The sequence below is a fragment of the Halomonas citrativorans genome, assembly GCF_900163645.1.
In the GTDB taxonomy this organism is placed as follows: domain Bacteria; phylum Pseudomonadota; class Gammaproteobacteria; order Pseudomonadales; family Halomonadaceae; genus Vreelandella; species Vreelandella citrativorans.
Genome location: NZ_FUKM01000014.1, coordinates 139,942 through 160,683, shown reverse-complemented (window position 1 = coordinate 160,683; position 20,742 = coordinate 139,942). Strand labels below are relative to the sequence as shown.

Sequence of the window (20,742 nt, the reverse complement as noted above, 5' to 3'; positions counted from 1 at the left end):
GGCCGGACTTGGCCTTCTGAACAGCATCCATGGAAAGGGCGCGAATGGCATTGGCGAGGGTAAAGCGATTTTTCATAAGGATAATGCCTTGGTCTTGTTGATTAAATGATACTGCGAGTTATAAAGCGCTACGCGATTAATGACGCCAGTTCCTGTTAGTCGCTGTCAAAAGCCGAACGTCATCCGCCAGCGAGTGTTCGCAAAATCTATCTAAAACGTCATTTTTCGCTATTTTTAAAATGAACAGTGATTGATCAAATGATTGGATAATTAAGCGCTTTTCGTCAAACATGGTGACGGGGTTTTTGAATGGATAGTTACTATACAAAAGTATATAGGTATCATGTTTTTATAGTTTTATTAGCTATAAATATATATTATTCAATCATTTATCATGGATGTTTTTTATAATATTTTCATGATCTCTAAAATGTGCCTCCTGTTCTTATGATCAATCTATTTACAAATGATCGTCTAGTGGTAGATTGAAGGCATCAGTAGGCGGCTGGATAGAGTGTCTGGATATTTGTTGTTATCAGCCGCTGTGCTTCTATTGCTTGTACGGGGAGAACCTGAATGTCTAATAAAACGCCTGCTCTCAGAATCGCGATTGGTGGCGATGAGGCTGCTTACGACTTAAAAGAAATACTGATCAGCCATGTTCGTGAGCTAGGCTTCGAGGTTGAAGATTTTGGCACGTTTAATGCTGAGCCGGTGCTGTATCCCGACGTCGCCTTTGAGGTGGCAACGGCCATTAAGGAAGGACGTTTTGATCGTGGAGTACTGGTCTGTGGGACGGGTATCGGGGTGGCTATTTCTGCCAATAAAGTGCCAGGTATACGGGCTGCTCAAGCGCATGATGTTTATTCGGCCGCTAAAGCTCAAACCAGTAACAACGCACAAATTGTGACCCTTGGAGCGAGGGTTGTGGGACCAGAATTAGCCAAGTTAATTGTCTCCACTTTTTTGAATCATCATTTTTCTGGTGGTGCTTCCGAATTAAAAATAGCAAAAATTGAAGAGTACGAGTCTCGATTAACAACCCGCTAATCATAAGTTGATGGGATGACGAGACTGATTAATAGCCAGAAATTAACAATAACACCACCATGCAAGCTGTGATGACGCCGTACGTCTTCACCCCGGAGGTATAACAATGACACGCCTGTTTAATGATCCGAGTAATTTTCCTGAAGAAGCGCGTTTAGGGTTAGTGGCTGCTAATCGCGATAAGTTGATGGCTGTGCCCGGTGGTGTTGTGCGCAGTACGCGCAGTGAGCCCGGTACGGTAGCCGTTGTAATTGGAGGCGGGAGCGGCCATTACCCAACCTTTGCTGGTTTGGTGGGGCAAGGGTTAGCGCATGGTGCCGTCATGGGAAACCTGTTCTGCTCTCCTTCCTCTCAGCAGGTTTACTCGGTGGCTAAAGCCGCCCATAACGGTGGGGGTGTGCTGCTTTCGTTTGGCAATTATGCGGGTGATGTGCTGCATTTTGGTGAGGCACGAGAGCGCCTCATTGCCGAGGGTATTCCCTGTGAAATCGTGCTGGTGACTGATGATGTAGCCAGTGCACCGCTAGAAGAGATAGATAAGCGTCGTGGCATTGCGGGGGACTTAACCGTTTTTAAGGCCGCTGCTGCCGCTGCTGAAAACGGCTTATCGCTTGAAGCAGTCGTCGTGGTGGCGAAAGAGGCAAACCGTTGCACGCGCTCTTTTGGTGTTGCCTTTGAGGGGTGCACGCTGCCAGGAGCGGATGATTCGCTCTTCCATGTGCCTGAGGGCAGGATGGCTATTGGGTTGGGGATTCATGGCGAGCCTGGCATTAGTGAGGCTGATATTCCCACCGCGGATGAGCTGGCAGAAATGCTCGTTAATCGATTGCTGCAAGAGGTTCCTGAAGGTATTGAAATCAGCGGAGCCCGCGTGGCCGTGGTGCTTAATGGTTTAGGCACCGTAAAGTACGAAGAACTATTTGTCATTTATCGTAAGGTCGATGAGCTATTGCAGAGTGCAGGCATACACATTGTAGAGCCGGATGTGGGTGAGCTGGTGACTAGCCTGGATATGGCTGGGGTTTCACTGACATTTTTCTGGCTTGATCAGCAAATGGAACCGCTTTGGACCGCTGCGGCTGATGCGCCTGGTTATCGAAAAGGCAGTGTCAAGCCCGCTGAGGCGTTAGACCCGGCTGAGGTAGAGGTAGTGGTGCAAGATGCTATTCCTGAGGCCAGCGAGTCTTCTCGCAAGTTAGCGCGGGGCGTCATCGAGTCGCTGGAGGTTCTTGCCAATACCGTCAATAGGAATTGTGATTTATTGGGTCAGATTGATGCCGTCGCAGGTGACGGTGATCATGGCATCGGTATGCAGCGCGGTAGTAAAGCGGCGCTAGAAGGTGCTAACGAGGCTTTTAATAGAGGTGCGGGAGCGCAAACAGTGCTGCAATGGGCAGGGCAGCGCTGGTCAGATAAAGCGGGCGGTACGTCAGGGGCTATCTGGCGGGTGATTCTGAAATCAATGGGAGAGTCGCTGGGCAATGATAGGCCGCTCTCGGGCCAGCGCCTGGCGGCAGGTGTGATAAATGCGCGTGATCAGGTAATGGCGTTTGGTAAGGCGGAGCTGGGCGATAAGACGCTCGTTGATGTGCTGGCCCCATTCGCCGATGCTTTATCCAGAGAGGTTGAGAAAGGCGGTGAGCTGGTGACTTGCTGGGAGATTGCCGCACTCACTGCTAGTAAAGCAGCTGACGAAACGGCGAAGCTGTTGCCCCGAGTGGGGCGGGCACGCCCGTTGGCAGAAAAAAGCCTGGGCACGCGCGATGCAGGAGCTGTTTCGCTCGCGCTGATCATTCAAGCGCTTATCCCTGTATTGAAAAAGTGTGAGCCTAGCTGACATTATACGTTCTCGTGCGAGGTGCTTAAGTAGGAGCGCCTCGTTTTTAAGTACGTGCCATGCTTTTAAACAATTCCCGGATGCTGAATGAATAGTCAAGATGTTGCTGACATTGACTTAATGACAGAGATTTCGACTCTCTACTATGTACAGGGGGAAACCCAAGAAGCGATTGCTAATCGACTCGGTCATTCACGAGTACGAATAGGACGTCTGCTTAAAAAGGCGCAAGCAGAGGGAATTGTTGATGTTCGAGTACGAATGCATCCCGCTGTTAGTATTGAAATTGAGCAAGAGCTTAAGCGACGTTTTGGCCTCAAGAGGGCGCTAATTGCCTTGGATAACGCGGATCCGGATGCGCAGCGTTCAGGTGTGGCAAGCCTCGTGGCAGATCACTTATCGCGTAGCCTGATTGATGGCCAGATTGTCGCCGTTGGTATGGGGCGTAATGTAGCCGCCGTGGCAGATAACGTTTTTCAGGCAGAGGTATTAAAGGTTTCTTTTGTCTGTGCAATTGGCGGATCGCTGCGTGCAGGTGAGCATATGAACCCTGACCATATTTGTCGACGCTTGGCGAGCCGGTTTGGCGGCGATAGTGAGACACTTTACGCTCCTGCCTTGGTGCAAAATGGCGATGTAAGGGACGCATTGTACGAAAATTCCACTGTTCGCCAGACGCTGGATCGTGCTCGACGTGCTGATACTGCTTTAATTGGTGTGGGTGACGTAAGTGAAGATAGCAATATGGTGCGCATGGGGTGGTTTTCTGCTCAGGAGATAGCCGAAGCACGCCTGTCTGGAACGGTGGGGGATATGATGGGCTATGACTTTATCGATATCCACGGTCAGCCTTCTGATACACGCATGCAGGGGCGTGTAGTAGGCCTTAATATTCAGGACCTTACGCGAATTCCCGATGTTATTGCTATCGCTAGTGAGAATACCAAAGCTGTAGGTATTTTGGGTGCGCTCCGCACAGGCGTGATTGATACATTAGCGACCAGCGTCACCAATGCACACACTATTCTGCGCCTTGATGAGGCGACTCAGCGCAATGTGACATAAGCAGATGCCTGTCCATTGGCTTTTTGGCTGACCTGAACGCCCAATTTATTCAGGTGCTTGGCGGCTTTGGTTGTCTGCTTAATCCCTTTTTCAGTCTCTTCTTTTGTTTATCGCTTTGTCCATGGCATATGCATTTTGGTATGCCAAGGATGTCGTGAGTTAAGCAATGCATTTAATAAGGCTGTGATCATATGATCGAAGATAATTCATGTATTGCTGATATAGTCATCTTTTATGCCTGATTAATTTTTTATTTTTTTATTGTTAATAATCAATTTGTTATTGCTTTAGCCTAAAGTATGAGTATGAAAAGTTACATTATAAATTGACTCGACTATCCTTAAAGTACTTAACTCATATGTACACGGTGATATCTTTTGTAATGTACGAAAGGTTGTAAACCATAATAAGAGACATTAGGAGTGAGCAATGCGTAATGCCGATAACAACAAGCACGCTGAATTACCACTAACCATGCAAGCTGTCGTGGCCTATGCTCCAGGTGATTATCGCCTTGAGGAGGTTGCTGTTCCAGAGGCGAAAGAGGGAGAAGTGGTGATTAAGGTCGAAGCATGCGGCATCTGCGCAGGTGACCTCAAGGCATACGAAGGCGCACCCAGCTTTTGGGGAGATGATACTCAGCCCGCTTATATAAAGGCTCCTATGATTCCTGGGCATGAATTTATAGGTCATGTAATGGCATTGGGTGAAGGCGTTAAACACTTGGAAATTGGTGATCGCGTTATATCTGAGCAAATTGTGCCCTGCTGGGAATGCAGATTCTGTAACCGGGGTCAGTATTGGATGTGTGAAAAGCATGATGTCTATGGGTTTCAGAACAATGTAAATGGTGGTATGGCTGAATACATGGTCTTCCCCAAAGAAGCCATTAACCATAAGCTCCCCGATGAAATCCCGATGGAAAAAGCGGTTCTCATTGAGCCCTATGCTTGCTCACTGCATGCCGTTAAACGTGCACAGGTTGAGCTGGGTGATGTAGTGGTTCTCTCCGGTGCCGGTACGCTTGGACTAGGAATGATCGGCGCGATTAAAAAATCCGGCCCTTCAAAACTAGTGGTCCTGGATCTCAATAATAAACGACTAGAGCTGGCCAAAGAGTTTGGGGCGGATATCGTTCTGAATCCAGCTGAGGTTAATGTTGTCGACTATGTAAAAAGTATTACAGAGGGATACGGCTGCGATATTTATATTGAGGCTACCGGAGCAGTTAAGTCGGTAGAGCAGGGACTTTATATGATTCGTAAACTTGGGCGGTTTATTGAATTTAGTGTTTTTAAAGAACCTGTTACTGTTGATTGGAGTATCATTAGTGACCGTAAAGAGTTGGATATATTGGGTGCTCATTTAGGCCCCTATTGCTATCCATTAGTTATTGACGGTATTGGTAATGATGATTTTCCGACGAGCCGTGTAGTAACCCATAAGCTTCCATTGAATAAGTTTCATGAGGGGCTAGATCTTATGCGCAACGATCCCGATGCATTAAAAGTGGTGTTAATTCCAGACTGGAAGTAAGTCGTGAAAGATTTTTATCATAAGCATAATAATAACTGGAGTGGTCATGCCAGCGACATTAAATTCGTTGCCCGCTAACAAGCGTATGAAGGTTTATGTGGCAGGTGTTTGTGCCCTAGCGCTTATGGCACTAATGGCATTTGATACCAAAGTTTTAAGCCTTGCTGAGCTTGAAGGTGAAGTGGGTTTTTCACCAGAAAACTTTGCACAACAAAGTTTTCCTGAGATCAAAGAGTACATTGAAACCAATGCGGTAGAAGCAAACGTGTTGGCCCCAGAGGCTCTTGAGAGTGCCGGTGCGTCAGGAAAGAAATACGGTGTTCCATCAGGTATTGGCCATGTTATACCGGTGACACTAACAGGTGTGGTCGTAGACGAAAAGTCAGGCATTTACACCGTTAATGTCGCTGATATGTCCGATGAAATTGTTATTCGGGTGCAAGCCGGATCGGCGATTAATGGCACAACGCTTCGCGATACCACTGGTGATATTCAGTTTAGTGATTTTACCAACCAGATTGAGTATCAAAATGCAGGTGCTGCTTTAAATGAAGAAATGAAGCGTCAGATACTTTCGGAAATGGCAGGGCAGGATTTAACGGGAAAAACATTAGTAATCGCTGGCTCCTTTAACATGATTAATCCAAAGAACTGGCTAATTACTCCGGTGAGCATAGCGATCACTGACTAAGGAGTAGCTATGTATAACAATCAGAAATCGACAGCTAAAACGACTTCACGTGAGGTGATCCTTTCTGCACGTAATGTTGAAAAACGTTTTGGTGCAGTGCAAGCCCTTAAAGAAGTCAATTTCGATATACACCGAGGACTGGTGACTACGCTTTTTGGCGAAAATGGGGCGGGAAAATCTACACTGATGAAAATTTTGTCTGGCGTCATCCCTCAGACAGCTGGAGATATTGTTCTTGAAGGAAAAAATGTTTGCTTTTCTTCACCATCTGATGCGGAAGCATTAGGTATTACTATCATTCACCAAGAGCTAAGTTTGGCTCCTAATTTGAATGTCCGCGATAACATCTTCATGGGGCGGGAGCTCACTAAAGTTAGTGGTAGCGTCGACTATAGCGAAGAGGCACGTCAGGCTGAGTTGTTAATGAAAGAGCTGGATGAGCCCATTCACCCCTTGACGCCGGTCGAAGATCTGCGTGTGGGTCAACAACAGATTGTTGAAATCGCTAGAGCGCTGTCCAAAAAATCCCGCATTCTCATCATGGATGAGCCGACTTCTGCATTAAGCGCGTCGGAGGTTGAGACACTATTCAAAGTAGTCCGGGATCTCAAAAGCAAGGGTGTATCGATTGTCTATATCTCACACCACTTAGAGGAAGCGCTGCAAATTACAGACCATGCTGTTGTTCTGCGTGATGGCGTTATGACCGCCTATGCCCCGCGCTGCGAAATCGATCTTCAATGGATTGTAAGGCACATGGTGGGCGAGAGTTTTGATCTTGGCTCACCCCCGGAAGGGTATGAGCAAGGAGACATAGCGCTTTCTATTCAGCACCTTTGCGTAAGTGACGATAATGTCGCAGATCGCTATGTGGTGGATGACTTGTCACTTGATGTTCGTGCGGGAGAAATAGTCTGTATTTATGGATTGATGGGGGCAGGAAGAACAGAGCTACTAGAGTGTGTTGCTGGGCGAGTAAGGCAGTCGGAAGGGAAAATATTGCTCCAGTCACAAGAGGTATCGCATTACAACATTGCACAGCGAATAGAAAGAGGTTTGGTGCTAGTACCGGAGGACCGCCAACGGGATGGATTGGTGGCAACCATGACAGTCGGGCGTAATTTGTCGCTGGCTAGCATCAATGCATTTACTCGCAAAGGACTTACTTCATCCAGCTTAGAGGAGGGAATGGTTGCTTCAGCCATCAATAAGGTACATATCAAAACAGATGGTGGTGAGGCTGAAATTGGCTCGTTGTCTGGAGGCAATCAGCAGAAAGTTGTTATCGGTAAAATGCTGGCAACCAATCCTGACGTCTTCATGCTTGATGAACCGAGCCGAGGTATTGATATTGGCGCGAAAGCAGAGGTCTTCAAGCTGCTCAGTGAAGGGGCACGCGAGGGCTTGGCAGTCGTTTTTACAACATCTGAAGTAAGCGAGTGCTTAAGCATACCGCATAGGGTTGTAGTGATGAGCAAGGGGCGAATCTCTGCTGAATTCGGACCTGGCGTATCAAAGGAAGAAATTATGGCCGCTTCAGGCGAATCAGTTGCCGCGTGAGTATTCAATCGGATAGGTGTTTAACATGTCTCATTACAACAACGGATCACAAGGCAAAAAGGGCGGCATTGATATCATCAAGATATTATTGGAAGGTAGGGCCTTTTTTGCATTGATCGCGATTATTATCGTCTTTTCTATTCTCTCGCCTGTTTATTTCTCGACGGGCAATTTTTTGACGATGTCCTCGCACGTAGCTGTTTTCGGTTTGCTAGGTATAGGAATGCTGTTTGTCATCCTAACAGGCGGTATAGATTTGTCGGTAGGCTCTACATTGGCGCTGTGCGGAGTATTTGCCGGCATGCTACTAGAGGGGGTTGAGATTGAGGCGCTTAATTTAGCGTTCTTTCCCTCCGTGTGGGTTGTTGTAGTGCTTACGTGTTTACTAGGTGGGTTGGTCGGAAGTATTAACGGTGTTCTGGTTGCCTATTTTAAAGTACCTGCTTTTGTTGCCACCTTGGGCATGTTGTATGTTGCCCGCGGCGCAGCATTGTTATTGACTGATGGCCTGACTTTTAATCGCTTGAGTGGCGATCCTGCATTAGGTAATACGGGGTTCGAGTGGCTTGGTTTTAACAAATTATTGGGGATTCCTGTGGGAGTTCTGATCCTCTTTTTTGTGGCTATTGTATGCATGCTGGCGTTAAGTCGCACACCGTTTGGCCGCTGGATCTACTCAACGGGTGGTAATGCACGCGCGGCAGAGTTATCGGGTGTGCCTGTTAATAGAGTGAAGCTCTCTGTTTACATTATTTCCGGTGTATGCGCTGCCTTGGCTGGGATTGTTCTTGCCTCTCAATTAACGTCAGCAGGACCCACAGCCGGAACAACCTATGAATTAACGGCAATCGCTGCAGTCGTTATAGGGGGTGCTTCACTAATGGGTGGGCGCGGCTCAGTAAGAAATACTCTGCTGGGTGCATTTGTAATTGGCTTCCTGGCAGATGGCTTGGTAATCATTGGGGTTTCTGCCTACTGGCAAATGGTGTTTACAGGAAGTGTTATTGTTTTTGCCGTCATGCTTAATAACATTCAGTACAGTGCCAAAAATAAGTCTTCTAAAAAGTTAGAGAAAAAACAAATTGATTCAAAAGATAAAAATTCTGAAGCAACAGCCGCTTAGCGTGGTTTTGCTTAGAAGTATGGCCTGCTAAGGGCTACGCAGAAGCTCTAATAATCATAACTATGAGGTGATGTATGTTTCCAAAAAGTAAAAAGCTAGCTCTAACAGCGCTTGCCAGCATGTCAATGCTAGTAAGTGGCTCTATTGTGGCTCAGGATAAAGGGTTAATATCTATTATTGTGAATGATATGTCTAACCCCTACTGGCAAACAGAAGGAGCAATTGCTGAGCGCACCGCACAAGAATTAGGGTACACAGCAAATGTCAGTTCACATGTAGGTGATACTAATACGGAAAGCAATCAGGTGGACACGGCTATTACCAATGGGGCTGAGGCTATAATTTTGGATCCTGCTAATGCAGATGGCTCCATTGGCGCTGTCCGTAGGGCTGTCGACGCAGGAATTCCTGTATTTATAATTAATGCTGAAATAAATCAGCAAGGATTAGCTAAGGCGCAGCTAGTTTCAAACAATGCTCAAGGGGCTGCACTAGGAGCACAAGAATGGGCAATGCAGTTGAACGGGGAAGGGACCTATATAGAATTAGAAGGTCCGCCTTCAGATAATAATGCCGCAACCCGCTCTAATGGGTATGAGACTGTCTTGAGCCAGTACCCTGATCTAACCCAGGTAGCCTCTGATATTGCTAATTGGGATCGTACCCAAGGGCGTAATAAGATGCAGAGTATGCTGCGTTCTCACCCAGATATTAGTGGTGTCATCAGCGGTAACGATGAAATGGCGCTAGGGGCTATCGTGGCTCTCAAACAAGAGGGCCTGCTGGACGGTGTGTTAGTTGGTGGGTTCGATGGTTCTCCTGATGCCGTTGATGCAGTTCGTTCTGGTGAGTTGGCTTATACAGTCTTGCAGCCAGTAGCTGTCTTTGCAGAAGATGCCGTTAGAATTGCTGATAATTATATTAATACAGGTGAAACTGGTCTGGATAATGAAAAGCAACTTTATGACTGTATCCTTATTACACCAGATAATGTTGATGACTATATCGCGCCCTTCGTACTAGAAGGATAAGTGGTCAGAAAGCGATCTAAAGGCCAGTCAGTTTTATACTGGCTGGCCTTTTTAATAAAGAGAAGAGTTGATGATTTATAATTATGGTTCGATTAATATCGATTATATCTATCACGTTCCATATTTTGTTCGTCCCGGAGAAACACAAAGGTGCGACGGGCACAGTGTTGGATTAGGCGGTAAGGGCGCAAATCAATCGCTGTCAATAGCATGCGCTAACGGTTTGGTAAGCCATTGGGGTAGAGTGTCTTCAAAAGATGCTTGGGCGGTTGAAGAGCTAAAAAGGGCGGGAGTAAATGTATGTGATATAGAGCTAACCCAGCAGCCTAGTGGACATGCTGTTGTTCAGATTGATGAGCAAGGGGAGAACTCTATAATTTTGTTTCCTGGTGTTAATCACGGAGCTGAAAAAGAGCGATTGGCATTTTTGCTATCTAAAGTGAAGTCGGGAGATACGTTACTTGTTCAAAACGAGTGTGATGGACTTGGCTATATTATTCCGCTTGCAGTTAGCCATGGTTGTAACGTTATATTTAATCCCGCACCCATGACCGCAGATGTATCAGAATTACCCCTGGATCAATGCAAGTTGCTTTTTTTTAATCGCACTGAAGCCGCTTCTTTATTAGAAATGCCGATAGAGTCGAGTGCATCAGACTTGCTCCGAAAGTTAAGAAATAAACTGGGCAGTGCCGAGATAGTACTGACCTTGGGAAGCGAGGGTGCATGGTACTTATATAATAGTGAAACTTATTTTCAAGCTGCTTTACCGGTGAGAGCTATTGATACCACAGCGGCGGGTGATACCTTTGTGGGCTATTTTCTTGCAGCTCGCCAGGCGGGCGCTGAGCCATTTGAGTGCCTCAAAAGAGCAACGGCAGCCGCCGCGTTAGCCGTTCAATACCGGGGCGCTGCCAGCAGTATCCCAAAGGCAGAAGAGGTCGATCGGCTGATGCGGCAAGAAGGGATGTAAAGTGCTTTTTTAATATTTTAATGGCTAAGATTTATCCGCCCTGTGCACGCGTAGGGATGCGGTTGTTACATGTATTGGTGACTAATATTAATTGGATGCGATGATATCTCGCTCGTTGGCTTTTTATTTTTTCGCTGATCTTCCGGCCTTTTTCTTCCTCTCAGTATGTCCACATCATGGGTTTGAGTGTGTGTTTATCTCGAACATGCCCAGACCTTGAGAGCACCCTGGCTTTCTCTGTCTTTCAATATTGGTTGACCATTTTTCCATGAGTTTATTTATATTGTCTGCAGTTGTGGATACGACATTGATTTTGCGTGCCTGCTTTATATGGTTAGGCGATATTTCTCATTCATCTGATTGTTTTTATTGAATTTTTAAATGGTTTTAATTATTTTATTTTTCTATATTTATTAAAGTTAATGTAATTTACCATAGACTAAAGTTCTGTTTCGAGGAATATAAATTGCCTATATCTTCAATTGGTCAACCAATTGGAGGTGACTTGCATGAGTCAAACAGCTACCGCATCGAAGGCCAGTACCGTAGAGGCGCTTCGGAAGCGGGCTTACAATATTCGCCGTCACGCCCTACGTATGGGCGAGGTGCAAGGTCAGGGCTATGTGGGTCAAGCCTTGGGAATCGCCGATGTACTGGCCGTTTCCTACTTCCACGCTTTAAAAATCGATCCTAAAAATCCCGAATGGGAAGAGCGGGATCGCTTTCTGCTGTCCATTGGCCACTATGCCATCGCTCTTTATGCCGCTCTGATTGAGGCAGGCGTTATCAGCGAAGACGAGATTGAAGACTACGGCAGTGATGACAGCATCCTGCCCATGTCCGGTATGGCCGCTTATACCCCGGGCATGGAAATCACCGGCGGCTCCTTGGGGCACGGTTTAGGTATCGGTGTTGGCATGGCGCTTGGTCTTAAGCGCAAACAGAGCACTTCACGGATTTTTAATCTGTTATCCGATGGTGAGTTGAACGAAGGCTCCACTTGGGAAGCTGTTGCCTCAGCTGCGCACTGGAAGCTGGATAACCTGATTGCCATCGTTGATGTTAACGACCAGCAAGCCGACGACAAGTCTTCCATGGTGCTTAATTACGAGCCCATCGCAGATAAGTGGACGGCGTTTGGCTGGGAAACCTACCGCGTTGATGGCAACGATCTTGAAGCCGTACTTGAAGCCTTCGATAACGCCTTGGCAAGTAACTCCGACAAGCCCCGCGTGATCATTTGCGACACCTTGATGGGCCGCGGCGTGCCCTTTTTGGAAAAACGGGATAAGAACCACTTTATTCGTGTGGATGAAAACGAATGGAGCGTGGCGCTCAAAGAGCTTGATGACGTTTACGGTATCCAGTCAGGGGAGAAATAAGATGAGCGCCAAGAAGAAGCTTAAAACATCGGCCATGATCGCCTCCATTGCGGGGGAAGACCAGCCGACTACCTCGGCGCCGTTTGGCCACGCGCTGGTCGAGGCCGCCGGTAAAAACGACAAGATCGTCGGTATGACCGCGGACTTGGGAAAGTACACCGACCTGCATATTTTCGCCAAGGCCTACCCGGATCGTTATTACCAGATGGGTATGGCCGAGCAGCTTTTGATGATGGCCGGTGCCGGTATGGCTCGCGAAGGCTTCATTCCCTTCGTGACCACCTATAGCGTATTCGCCTCGCGCCGCGCCTATGATTTTATCTGCCTGGCGATTGCCGAAGAGAATCTTAACGTCAAGATCGTCGGCGGCTTGCCTGGCCTGACCACCGGCTACGGCCCGAGCCACCAAGCCACCGAAGATGTTGCCATCTTTCGCGGCATGCCGAACCTGACGATCGTCGACCCGTGTGATGCGGTCGATATCGAGCAGTCCGTTCAGGCGATGGTGGATTTCAACGGCCCGGTATATCTGCGCCTGCTGCGGGGCAAGGTGCCGCGCGTGCTGGACCGCTTCGAAGGTTACAAGTTCGAAATTGGCAAGGCCAAGCAACTGATCGACGGTAAAGACGCCCTGATTATCTCCTCAGGCCTGATGACTATGCGGGCTATCGAGGCTTCCGACGAGCTCAAGGAGAAAGGCAAAGAGGTGGGCGTGCTGCACTGTGCCACCATCAAGCCGCTGGATACCCAGACTATTCTGGAAGAAGTGCGCCGCCACCCGGACCGCCCCGTCTTTGTCGCCGAGAACCACTCGGTAGTAGGCGGCTTGGGTGAAAGCGTGGCCTCGCTTCTAATGAAAGAGGGTGTGGCCGTCAAGTTCTACCAGATCGGCCTGCCGGATGAGTTTTTAGATGCCGGTGCGTTGCCCACCCTACATGACCGCTACGGTATTTCTACCAAGGAGGTAGTCAAAACCATTGAGCAACATGTTGCTGTAAACGTTAATTGATTCAGAAACTTAATACGCTAGTTACAACTTACAACAAATAATCGAATTGAGAGAAACGTCATGAAAAAAACTGTACTTGCTACTGCCATCGCCGGCGCTGTTTTATTTGCAGGCAGTGCCACCGCCCAACAGACCCTTCAACTAACGCACAATGCGGCAGAGGGAAACCCCAAGTGGGAGGCATCCGAGCTTTTTGCCGAATTGGTTGAGGAAAAAACCGGTGGTGAGTTGAGAGTTGATGTTGGCGGTAACGCCCAGTACGGCGACGACATGGAAGCCTTGACGCTCATGCGTATGGGTACCCTGGCGTTCAGTACCAATAGCCAAGGCGCAACCTCCAGCGTAGTGCCCCAGTTCTCTGTGCTGGGTCTACCTTTTCTCTTCGACTCGCTTCCCGCCGCTTGGGAGGTCATGGATGGAGAAGTGGGTGAGGAGCTGAAACGCTTGGCCGAAGAGCAGAACTTGGTACTGCTCGGGCTGTGGGATAATGGAATTCGTCACGTTAGCAATAACGTGCGGCCAATCGAAACGCCAGCCGACCTGCAAGGCCTCAAAATTCGTACGCCGCCGGATGAAATGACGGTGGATATTTTTGAGGCATTGGGTGCCAACCCTACCCCCATGAATTTCTCCGAGCTTTACATCGCGCTTGAACAGGGAGTGGTAGACGGTCAGGAAAATCCTTTGATGAATACCTACTCGTCAAGGCTCCACGAAGTTCAGGACTATATCTCGCTGACCGGGCACAAGTATGAGTCCACTCCACTGCTCATGAGCAAGATGATGTGGGACATGCTCTCTGCTGAGCAGCAGCAGGCGGTTCGGGAAGCGGCTAACGAGGCAGGTGAATTCAATCGCCAAGCTTCTCTTGAAGCCGATGAACGGCTTCGTGGCTTGATCGAAGACGCCGGAGTGAGCATTAACGAGGTTGATAAGGCGCCTTTTGTCGAAGCGACCTCCTCGGTTTACGATCTGTGGCGGGAAGAATATCCCGAGCTTGTGGACATGGTAGTTAACGCCGCTCAAAACGGGCAGCAGTAACGAACCGGAGGGGCTTTTCATGACGCTCTCAGACGAGAGCCGCAACAGCGAAGCCGGTAAGCCGGTTTCGCTGTTAATCGGCTCGAAGAACTTGATTTATCAAGTATCCAAGTGGTTGGCGATCATTTCGATCGTGACCATTTTCGTGTCTCTGCTCTCTGGGGTGGTAGTTCGCTATCTTTTCTCGACAAACCTTGGCTGGGTGACGGAAATTCCCAACCTGTTCTTTCCTTGGTTAACCATGGGCGCCATCGTGGCGGCTGCGGCCAGAAACGAACATATCGGGATTGAGCTGGTGGTGGAGAAGCTACCAAGGCTACCCCGAAAAGTGGTGACACTCACTGTGAATGTGATCGCGCTGGTTGCTTTCAGCACTATGGCTTATCACGGCTTGAATGTGGTGGAGATTGCAGGCGGACAGCGTTTTCCCATTACTCGTCTTGGCATGTCTTGGGCGTATTGGTCGGTGGTTGCTGGGTTTGCAGGGCTCGCGCTTGTCTCGCTGATCAATAGTGCATTGGTTCTGGTGGGCGGTGAGGAGCAGTCAGGCCCGCAGGTATCGCACGGGGAGGAAGGAATATGACAGTTCAAATGCTAGTGGCGTTTGTTCTCTTCTTGCTGATGGCAATGCCCGTGGGGTATTCGCTAGTCATTAGCGGTTGGGCGGCATTGTCGGTCTTCGGGCCTATGCCTTCCAGCATGGCGTTGATGAAGATTTTTCAACCAACGCAGAGCTTCCCACTTCTGGCGATTCCTTTCTTTATTCTTTCCGGTAGTCTGATGATGTCGGGCAAGTTGGGTCAGAAGCTGGTCGGTCTAGCGTCAATGCTGGTGGGCAAGTATCACGGCGGGCTGGGGCAGGTAAGCGTGGTGGGCTCGACGGTGTTCGGGGGCGTATCCGGCTCGTCGGTGGCGGAAGCCTCGGCACTGGGTTCGATGCTCATTCCGTGGCAGAAAAGGGAAGGCTATCCTGGAGCATTTGGAGCCGCGGTCACATCGGCTTCCTCGGTCATTGCTGGTCTGATGCCGCCCTCGATTCCGCTGATTTTGTTTGCCACGGTATCCAACAGTTCCATTGCCTCGCTGTTTATCGCCGCCGTTATTCCCGCCCTGATGCTGGCGGCCGGTATGATGCTGGCCTGTTACTTTGTGGGCAAGCGCCGCGAGTTTCCTCGTCTTAAACTCAAGCACACGCGCGCCGAGATGCGCAGCACGCTGTTCACCGCGCTGCCTGCGCTGCTGATGCCGGTGTTTATCGTGGTACTGCTAAGAGCCGGTATTGCCACGCCCACTGAGGTCAGCATCATCGCCGTGGCCTACGCGCTGATGGTCAGCGGTATCATCTATCGCGATTTGACCGGCGAGCGGGTTATGGCGGCGCTGGTCAATACGGTCATCACCACGGGCATCGTGATGCTGATCATCGCAGCGGCCAATATCATCGCCTATATCTTGACCTCGGGTGGTGTGCCGCAAGCAGTTGCCCAGTGGGCCGTTGAGTATCTGAAACACCCGCTTCTGATAATCCTGGCGATCAACCTGCTGCTGCTTTTCATCGGCATGTTCCTGGACTTGCCTGCAGCCATCCTGCTCTTGGGCCCCACACTTGTCTCCATTGCCAACGCTATTGGGCTGGATCTGGTGCAACTGGGCATCATGATGTGCGTGAACCTGAGTATTGGCCTGTTTACGCCGCCTATTGGCACAACACTGTTCGTCTCGGCGGCGATCGCCCGCGAGCGTATCGGAGCGGTAGTAAAGGAGCTCGCACCTTTCTATCTGGTGGCCATTATCGTGCTGCTGCTTGTTTCTTACGTACCGGCACTGATCATCTACTGAGGTTTGATATGCATAACATAGCTTTTGCTGGGCTTGGCGCTATGGGCCGACCCATGGCGACGTGCTTGAAAAACGCAGGCTTCAACGTGCTGGGTATTGACGCGTTTGAGCAGGTTGAAACAACCTTCAACGATCAGGCCACTTCGAGCGACGCAAAGCATCGTTATCTCGCCGATTGTAATGCACTTTTTATCATGGTGGTGAACGCCGAACAGGTGCGCGCCGTGTTGTTTGGCAACAACGCAGGTGACGGCACCACTTCAAGCGTCGTGTCGTCGCTAAAAGAAGGTGCCTGTATCGTGCAGATGTCGACGATTGCGCCAAGCGACGCCGCTGGTATCGCCAGCGAAGTGGCAGCGGTTCGACCGGGTCTTCATTACATCGATGCGCCGGTCTCCGGCGGGGTCGTAGGCGCCCAAGCCGGTGAACTGACTATCATGGCCGCCGGTAGCGAGGAGGCCCTTGGCCGTTGTTCGAAAGCGTTCGAGGTGATGGGAAAGGCGGTGTTCGTCGCCGGGCCCACGGCGGGCCAGGGCGCGGCCATGAAAGCCGTTAACCAGTTGCTGTGCGGCGTGCATATCGCCGCGGCCGCCGAGGCGCTGTCGCTTGCTGAAAAGAGCGGAATCGAGTCATCGGTCATGCTTTCGATGGTGCAGGGCTCGGCCGCTTCGAGCTGGATGCTGGGCGACCGCGGCCCACGCATGATTGCCGAACCCGGCGAGGTCACCAGCGTCGTCGATATCTTCTGTAAGGACATGGGCATTGTCTGCGACTCCGCCAAGGTCGCCAAAGCGTTCACGCCGCTGGCGGAGACCGCCCGGCAGATGTTCGTGGCAAGCTCCGAGCGGGGGGAGGGCAAGCTTGATGATAGCCAGGTCATCCGCACCTACCGCCTGCTCAACGGCAAGGGATGAGGCGACCTATGGCAATGAGTTTTATATCCGTCAGTACCGCTGCCTACGATGGCTATGGGTTCGATGTGATCTTGCCTTCGCTTGCGCGGTGCGGGGTAAAAAATGTTGAGTTCGCTTTTATCGATGGCTACGTAGAGGCGTTTACTGATAGCGACTTTACCGAGTCATTTGCCAGCGATTTGAAAAGCGAGATGCGCCGCTATGGCCAGCAGTGTCGTTACTTCTCAGGCCATATTGATCTGGGGCTTGAAAACGCTGCTGCCAGGCTTGAGGCGCGCTGCCGTTTTGCGGCTTCGCTAGGCGCAGGTTTTGTCATTACCAACGCGGCCACGAGTGAGCATGAGAGCACGTTCTTTAAGCAGGCCGATACACTGGCCGCCATTGCGCGTGAGTACGGCGTGCGTATTTTGCTTGAAAACCCCGGTAACGGGGCGCCCAACGTGTTCGATAGCTCAGCGGATGCGTCGGCGTTACTTGAACGGTTGGGTGATGAGGCCTTTGGCATTAACTACGACATGGGCAATTTGCTTTCCCACTGCCTAAATAAGAACGCCCTTGATGATGCTCTGGCGGCCATGTCTATCGCCGATCACTTTCATCTCAAGCCCTGTGCTCGACGTAGCGATGGGTTCGATTTTGTTCCGTTCGGCGAAGGTGATACGGATGATAAAGCGCTCGCTGCTTCGCTGCTTGACCAAGGTAAGCCGTTCTCGCTGGAACTTCCATTTCGACTGCATCGCGATGCTGGTGCTCAGCCGTGGCGCGATGAACAACCACTGCCGCTCGATAGGATCGAGTCGCAAATTTTACGCTCCCTTGAGGAGTTGGCTTTACTGACCCAACATTAATAAAAGGAAAACGTCATGCTGCTTAAAGGTAAAGTATGTATCGTGACTGGCGCTGCCGGTGAAAAAGGTATTGGTCTTAGAACGGCGCGTCTCTTCTACGAGCACGGTGCTTCCATTGTTATTTCCGACATCAATGAGGCAGCCTGCGAGAAAGTACGCAGCGAGTTTGACGCTGACCGCTCGATGGTCGTAACAGGTAACGTGGTAAGCCGTGATGACTGCTTCAGTCTGGCGAAAGCCGTGATGGAAAAGTTTGGTAGAATTGATGTGCTGGTCAATAACGCAGGCATCACTCAGCCGGTTAAGTTTGAAGAGATTACGCCAGAAGATTACGACCGTATTTTAGACGTTAACCTGCGTGGCATGATGTATATGTCGCAAGCTGTCGTGCCGCACATGAAACAGGGCGGAGCTGGGTCTATCATTAATACATCTTCGGTTTCTGCACAACGCGGCGGTGGTATCTTCGGTGGCCCACATTATAGTGCGGCCAAGGCCGGTATGCTGGGGCTTGGAAAAGCCATGGCGCGCGAGCTCGGTGCATCCGGTATTCGTGTTAACTCCGTAACGCCTGGCTTGATTGCCACCGACATTACTGCTGGCAAACTTGATGATCAAATGAAAGCAAAAATCCTGGAAGGTATTCCGCTCGCCCGCTTGGGTGGACCCGCCGATGTTGCCAATGCTTTCCTTTTCCTGGCAAGTGATCTCTCAAGCTACATGACAGGGACTACTCTGGATGTGAACGGCGGTATGCACATTCACTGACTATGATAAGCTACCCTTATACTTAAAATACGGTATAGGGGTAGCACTTGGATGACGCTATGAGCCAAATGGATCCGAATCTTTTGGATAGGCTTAAGGAGTTTGTTTCTGTCTCCGAACTTTCCAAGGATGGCCGGTTAAAGCTCCCTCCAGAAAGAGCGCTCTGCGAGCACTTTGATATGCACCGCTCATCGGTACGAAATGTACTTTCAGTATTGCATAGCCTTGGGTTCATTGAGCGCAAGCAGGGCAGTGGCACCTTTCTCAAAATGCCGGAGCCGGTGTTTATTCAGCTCTACTTTGAGCTGGCGCTAAAACTTAATTATATCTCTGTCGATCATCTTGAAACTGCCCGGGAAATGTTTGAAAAAGAGATTGTCCAGGCAGCCGCGGTCAACCATCAGGCCCATGAGCTAGAGCAGCTTGAAAGGCTCTGCAGCAAGATCGTTAATTCCACCGATGTACTTGAAGGTATTCAGGCGGATTACGAGTTTCATGAGCTGTTGGCGATTATGGCCAAAAATCCCGCTGTGTTGATTATTTTTCAAGGACTGTCATCGGTGCTTAAAAAAGTACTTCATCAGCGCAGGGTTCTTGCCAGGCAGTCAAAGGGCGCACAAAAGAAAACCAACGAGACGCATATCGCGCTTGTTGATGCTGTTAAAACCCGTGATCGCGAGTTGGCACGCCAAGCTATGCACGACCACTTTGAGACCTGGAATCAGCAGACATTACGCTCCTTCCCTCAAAAGAAAGCGCCTGCTTTTTCGATAGAGTAAGCGCTTATATTCCAAGGCAGCGGAGCTATTTTGATAGCCAGCGTAGCGTAGCGTTGCTGCCTGCCTGATACACGTCAGTCTTCACCGCGTTAGCGCTGGCAATCCTGCAAGCAGCGTCGGCTTCCTTGCTATTGGTGTCCTTGTATAGCCTGGTCAGTGATAAACTATCGTTATATTTAGCGGGTTAATAAATTAACCCGCTAGCGCAGATTTCGGTAGCGAGGGCTGGTGTGAAAGGTGTTGTAAGTACAAGAAGTGCAAAAGGGCTGTTAACGTCGCTAAGCGTTGGTGCGCTAGGCGGCACGATTTTTCAACTGACCGGTTTACCGCTTGCCTGGATGCTTGGCCCTCTGGTTGCCAATTTGCTGGTTTCCTCTCGGGGCGTTAACGTTGTAGTGCCGGAGCGACTGCGTAATGTTTTTCTCGCTGTTATGGGGTTGGTGTTAGGCAGCCAGGTAACACCGGAACTCGCTCAGCGGGTGGTCGATTGGCCAATATCAGCCGTGCTGTTGTTAGCGGGCATTAGCGCCTCTACGGTGGCGGCCTCGGCCTGGTATCGGCGCTGTGGGTTTGATTCCGTCAGCGCTTGGTTTGCCGCCGCTCCCGGCGCCATGACCGCGATGATTATTCTGGGCGACAAATGTGGCGGCGACCCTCAGCGTATTGCTATTGCCCAGTCGATTCGCGTGATTTTGGTGATTTTAGTGTTACCTCCTCTTTTTTGGGCCTACGAGGGCGGGGACGGTGACATGGCGTTGCGGGCAAATGAGTTTGAACATGCCTGGATGCTGTTGCTTATCCCTCTGCTACTGCCGCTCGGGCGCTGGCTACGCTTTCCTACCCCCGCCTTATTGGTACCGTTGCTTACCGCTGCACTGCTTTCAGGGTTTGATATTGCAAGTCTTCGGTTGCCTGATTGGGGGATGAACCTGATGCTTTGGGTATTGGGCAGCGCAATCGGTTCTCGCTTTAAAGGCATGACGCGACGGTTATGGGGGCGCTATTTATGGCAGTCAGGCATTGCCACGCTGTTGGCGCTTATGGTGTTGGCCCTGTTTGCTGAGTTGATTCATCAGTTTGTGGGCGTTGGCCGTGATGTAGCCCTGCTGGCGCTGGCACCCGGCGGGGTTGGCGAGATGGCCATTTTGGCGGTGGCGCTTAATATTGATCCGGTATTTGTCGCATTTCACCACCTTCTTCGCATGGTGACGTTGATGGTCTTTGCGCCATTTTGGGCTCGCTGGCTTTTACGGCATCAGGCATCTAACCCTACTAATGATCGATAAGTAACGTAAG

Annotated in this window: 19 protein-coding genes; all 19 read left to right on the top strand. The window is 49.9% G+C overall.

Going from position 1 to position 20,742, the window contains the following annotated elements; genetic code table 11:
• The first annotated feature begins 576 nt into the window (after positions 1 to 576).
• Positions 577 to 1,050, top strand: a complete 474-nt coding sequence (locus CZ787_RS04080) for an RpiB/LacA/LacB family sugar-phosphate isomerase (protein ID WP_087106447.1) — start codon at positions 577 to 579, stop codon at positions 1,048 to 1,050.
• A 106-nt stretch (positions 1,051 to 1,156) separates the two neighbouring features.
• The gene (locus CZ787_RS04075) at positions 1,157 to 2,887 is read left to right on the top strand and encodes a dihydroxyacetone kinase family protein (RefSeq protein ID WP_087106445.1); all 1,731 of its coding nucleotides are present in this window, start codon (positions 1,157 to 1,159) and stop codon (positions 2,885 to 2,887) included.
• 87 nt (positions 2,888 to 2,974) lie between these two features.
• Positions 2,975 to 3,952, top strand: coding sequence for a sugar-binding transcriptional regulator (locus CZ787_RS04070; RefSeq protein WP_087106443.1), 978 nt, complete (start codon positions 2,975 to 2,977; stop codon positions 3,950 to 3,952).
• Between the two features lie 429 nt (positions 3,953 to 4,381).
• Positions 4,382 to 5,488: an MDR/zinc-dependent alcohol dehydrogenase-like family protein gene (locus tag CZ787_RS04065; RefSeq protein ID WP_087106440.1), complete on the top strand. Its 1,107-nt coding sequence runs from the start codon at positions 4,382 to 4,384 to the stop codon at positions 5,486 to 5,488.
• Between the two features lie 46 nt (positions 5,489 to 5,534).
• A complete protein-coding gene (locus tag CZ787_RS04060; protein ID WP_254908561.1) occupies positions 5,535 to 6,179 on the top strand; it encodes a DUF2291 family protein in 645 nt (214 codons plus the stop codon).
• Between the two features lie 9 nt (positions 6,180 to 6,188).
• Positions 6,189 to 7,739, top strand: a complete 1,551-nt coding sequence (locus CZ787_RS04055; RefSeq protein ID WP_087106436.1) for a sugar ABC transporter ATP-binding protein — start codon at positions 6,189 to 6,191, stop codon at positions 7,737 to 7,739.
• Positions 7,740 to 7,764: 25 nt separating this feature from the next.
• On the top strand, positions 7,765 to 8,862 hold the full coding sequence (locus CZ787_RS04050) for an ABC transporter permease (RefSeq protein ID WP_087106434.1): 1,098 nt from the start codon (positions 7,765 to 7,767) through the stop codon (positions 8,860 to 8,862).
• Positions 8,863 to 8,936: 74 nt separating this feature from the next.
• Complete coding sequence (locus CZ787_RS04045; RefSeq protein WP_087106432.1) at positions 8,937 to 9,893, top strand: D-ribose ABC transporter substrate-binding protein; 957 nt, start codon at positions 8,937 to 8,939, stop codon at positions 9,891 to 9,893.
• A 70-nt stretch (positions 9,894 to 9,963) separates the two neighbouring features.
• A complete protein-coding gene (locus CZ787_RS04040; RefSeq protein ID WP_087106429.1) occupies positions 9,964 to 10,866 on the top strand; it encodes a ribokinase in 903 nt (300 codons plus the stop codon).
• A gap of 509 nt (positions 10,867 to 11,375) precedes the next feature.
• On the top strand, positions 11,376 to 12,248 hold the full coding sequence (locus CZ787_RS04035) for a transketolase (RefSeq protein ID WP_087106427.1): 873 nt from the start codon (positions 11,376 to 11,378) through the stop codon (positions 12,246 to 12,248).
• Position 12,249: 1 nt separating this feature from the next.
• Positions 12,250 to 13,257, top strand: a complete 1,008-nt coding sequence (locus tag CZ787_RS04030; protein WP_087106425.1) for a transketolase family protein — start codon at positions 12,250 to 12,252, stop codon at positions 13,255 to 13,257.
• Positions 13,258 to 13,317: 60 nt separating this feature from the next.
• Positions 13,318 to 14,298 (top strand): TRAP transporter substrate-binding protein, encoded by a 981-nt coding sequence (locus tag CZ787_RS04025; RefSeq protein ID WP_087106423.1) that lies wholly within the window; start codon positions 13,318 to 13,320, stop codon positions 14,296 to 14,298.
• A 19-nt stretch (positions 14,299 to 14,317) separates the two neighbouring features.
• Positions 14,318 to 14,881 carry a TRAP transporter small permease gene (locus CZ787_RS04020; RefSeq protein ID WP_087106420.1) on the top strand — a complete coding sequence of 188 codons (564 nt, stop codon included), beginning with the start codon at positions 14,318 to 14,320 and terminating at the stop codon, positions 14,879 to 14,881.
• Positions 14,878 to 16,137 carry a TRAP transporter large permease gene (locus tag CZ787_RS04015; protein WP_087106418.1) on the top strand — a complete coding sequence of 420 codons (1,260 nt, stop codon included), beginning with the start codon at positions 14,878 to 14,880 and terminating at the stop codon, positions 16,135 to 16,137. The genes CZ787_RS04020 and CZ787_RS04015 overlap by 4 nt, the downstream gene beginning before the upstream one ends.
• 8 nt (positions 16,138 to 16,145) lie before the next feature.
• Complete coding sequence (locus CZ787_RS04010; RefSeq protein ID WP_087106416.1) at positions 16,146 to 17,051, top strand: NAD(P)-dependent oxidoreductase; 906 nt, start codon at positions 16,146 to 16,148, stop codon at positions 17,049 to 17,051.
• 14 nt (positions 17,052 to 17,065) lie between these two features.
• On the top strand, positions 17,066 to 17,899 hold the full coding sequence (locus CZ787_RS04005; protein ID WP_176372168.1) for a sugar phosphate isomerase/epimerase family protein: 834 nt from the start codon (positions 17,066 to 17,068) through the stop codon (positions 17,897 to 17,899).
• A gap of 15 nt (positions 17,900 to 17,914) precedes the next feature.
• Complete coding sequence (locus tag CZ787_RS04000; RefSeq protein WP_087106413.1) at positions 17,915 to 18,667, top strand: SDR family NAD(P)-dependent oxidoreductase; 753 nt, start codon at positions 17,915 to 17,917, stop codon at positions 18,665 to 18,667.
• 59 nt (positions 18,668 to 18,726) lie between these two features.
• Positions 18,727 to 19,446 (top strand): FadR/GntR family transcriptional regulator, encoded by a 720-nt coding sequence (locus CZ787_RS03995; RefSeq protein WP_087106411.1) that lies wholly within the window; start codon positions 18,727 to 18,729, stop codon positions 19,444 to 19,446.
• 230 nt (positions 19,447 to 19,676) lie between these two features.
• Positions 19,677 to 20,732 carry an AbrB family transcriptional regulator gene (locus CZ787_RS03990; protein WP_087106409.1) on the top strand — a complete coding sequence of 352 codons (1,056 nt, stop codon included), beginning with the start codon at positions 19,677 to 19,679 and terminating at the stop codon, positions 20,730 to 20,732.
• The last annotated feature ends 10 nt before the right edge of the window (positions 20,733 to 20,742 follow it).

Excerpts from the sequence above, each read along its gene's own strand:
- CZ787_RS04005 (WP_176372168.1), top strand. The coding sequence starts at position 17,066 with ATGAGTTTTATATCCGTCAGTACCGCTGCCTACGATGGCTATGGGTTC.
- CZ787_RS04055 (WP_087106436.1), top strand. The coding sequence starts at position 6,189 with ATGTATAACAATCAGAAATCGACAGCTAAAACGACTTCACGTGAGGTG.
- CZ787_RS04020 (WP_087106420.1), top strand. The coding sequence starts at position 14,318 with ATGACGCTCTCAGACGAGAGCCGCAACAGCGAAGCCGGTAAGCCGGTT.
- CZ787_RS04010 (WP_087106416.1), top strand. The coding sequence starts at position 16,146 with ATGCATAACATAGCTTTTGCTGGGCTTGGCGCTATGGGCCGACCCATG.
- CZ787_RS04050 (WP_087106434.1), top strand. The coding sequence starts at position 7,765 with ATGTCTCATTACAACAACGGATCACAAGGCAAAAAGGGCGGCATTGAT.
- CZ787_RS04035 (WP_087106427.1), top strand. The coding sequence starts at position 11,376 with ATGAGTCAAACAGCTACCGCATCGAAGGCCAGTACCGTAGAGGCGCTT.
- CZ787_RS04015 (WP_087106418.1), top strand. The coding sequence starts at position 14,878 with ATGACAGTTCAAATGCTAGTGGCGTTTGTTCTCTTCTTGCTGATGGCA.
- CZ787_RS04060 (WP_254908561.1), top strand. The coding sequence starts at position 5,535 with ATGCCAGCGACATTAAATTCGTTGCCCGCTAACAAGCGTATGAAGGTT.
- CZ787_RS04065 (WP_087106440.1), top strand. The coding sequence starts at position 4,382 with ATGCGTAATGCCGATAACAACAAGCACGCTGAATTACCACTAACCATG.
- CZ787_RS04080 (WP_087106447.1), top strand. The coding sequence starts at position 577 with ATGTCTAATAAAACGCCTGCTCTCAGAATCGCGATTGGTGGCGATGAG.
- CZ787_RS04045 (WP_087106432.1), top strand. The coding sequence starts at position 8,937 with ATGTTTCCAAAAAGTAAAAAGCTAGCTCTAACAGCGCTTGCCAGCATG.
- CZ787_RS04040 (WP_087106429.1), top strand. The coding sequence starts at position 9,964 with ATGATTTATAATTATGGTTCGATTAATATCGATTATATCTATCACGTT.
- CZ787_RS04075 (WP_087106445.1), top strand. The coding sequence starts at position 1,157 with ATGACACGCCTGTTTAATGATCCGAGTAATTTTCCTGAAGAAGCGCGT.
- CZ787_RS04030 (WP_087106425.1), top strand. The coding sequence starts at position 12,250 with ATGAGCGCCAAGAAGAAGCTTAAAACATCGGCCATGATCGCCTCCATT.
- CZ787_RS04000 (WP_087106413.1), top strand. The coding sequence starts at position 17,915 with ATGCTGCTTAAAGGTAAAGTATGTATCGTGACTGGCGCTGCCGGTGAA.
- CZ787_RS04070 (WP_087106443.1), top strand. The coding sequence starts at position 2,975 with ATGAATAGTCAAGATGTTGCTGACATTGACTTAATGACAGAGATTTCG.
- CZ787_RS03995 (WP_087106411.1), top strand. The coding sequence starts at position 18,727 with ATGAGCCAAATGGATCCGAATCTTTTGGATAGGCTTAAGGAGTTTGTT.
- CZ787_RS04025 (WP_087106423.1), top strand. The coding sequence starts at position 13,318 with ATGAAAAAAACTGTACTTGCTACTGCCATCGCCGGCGCTGTTTTATTT.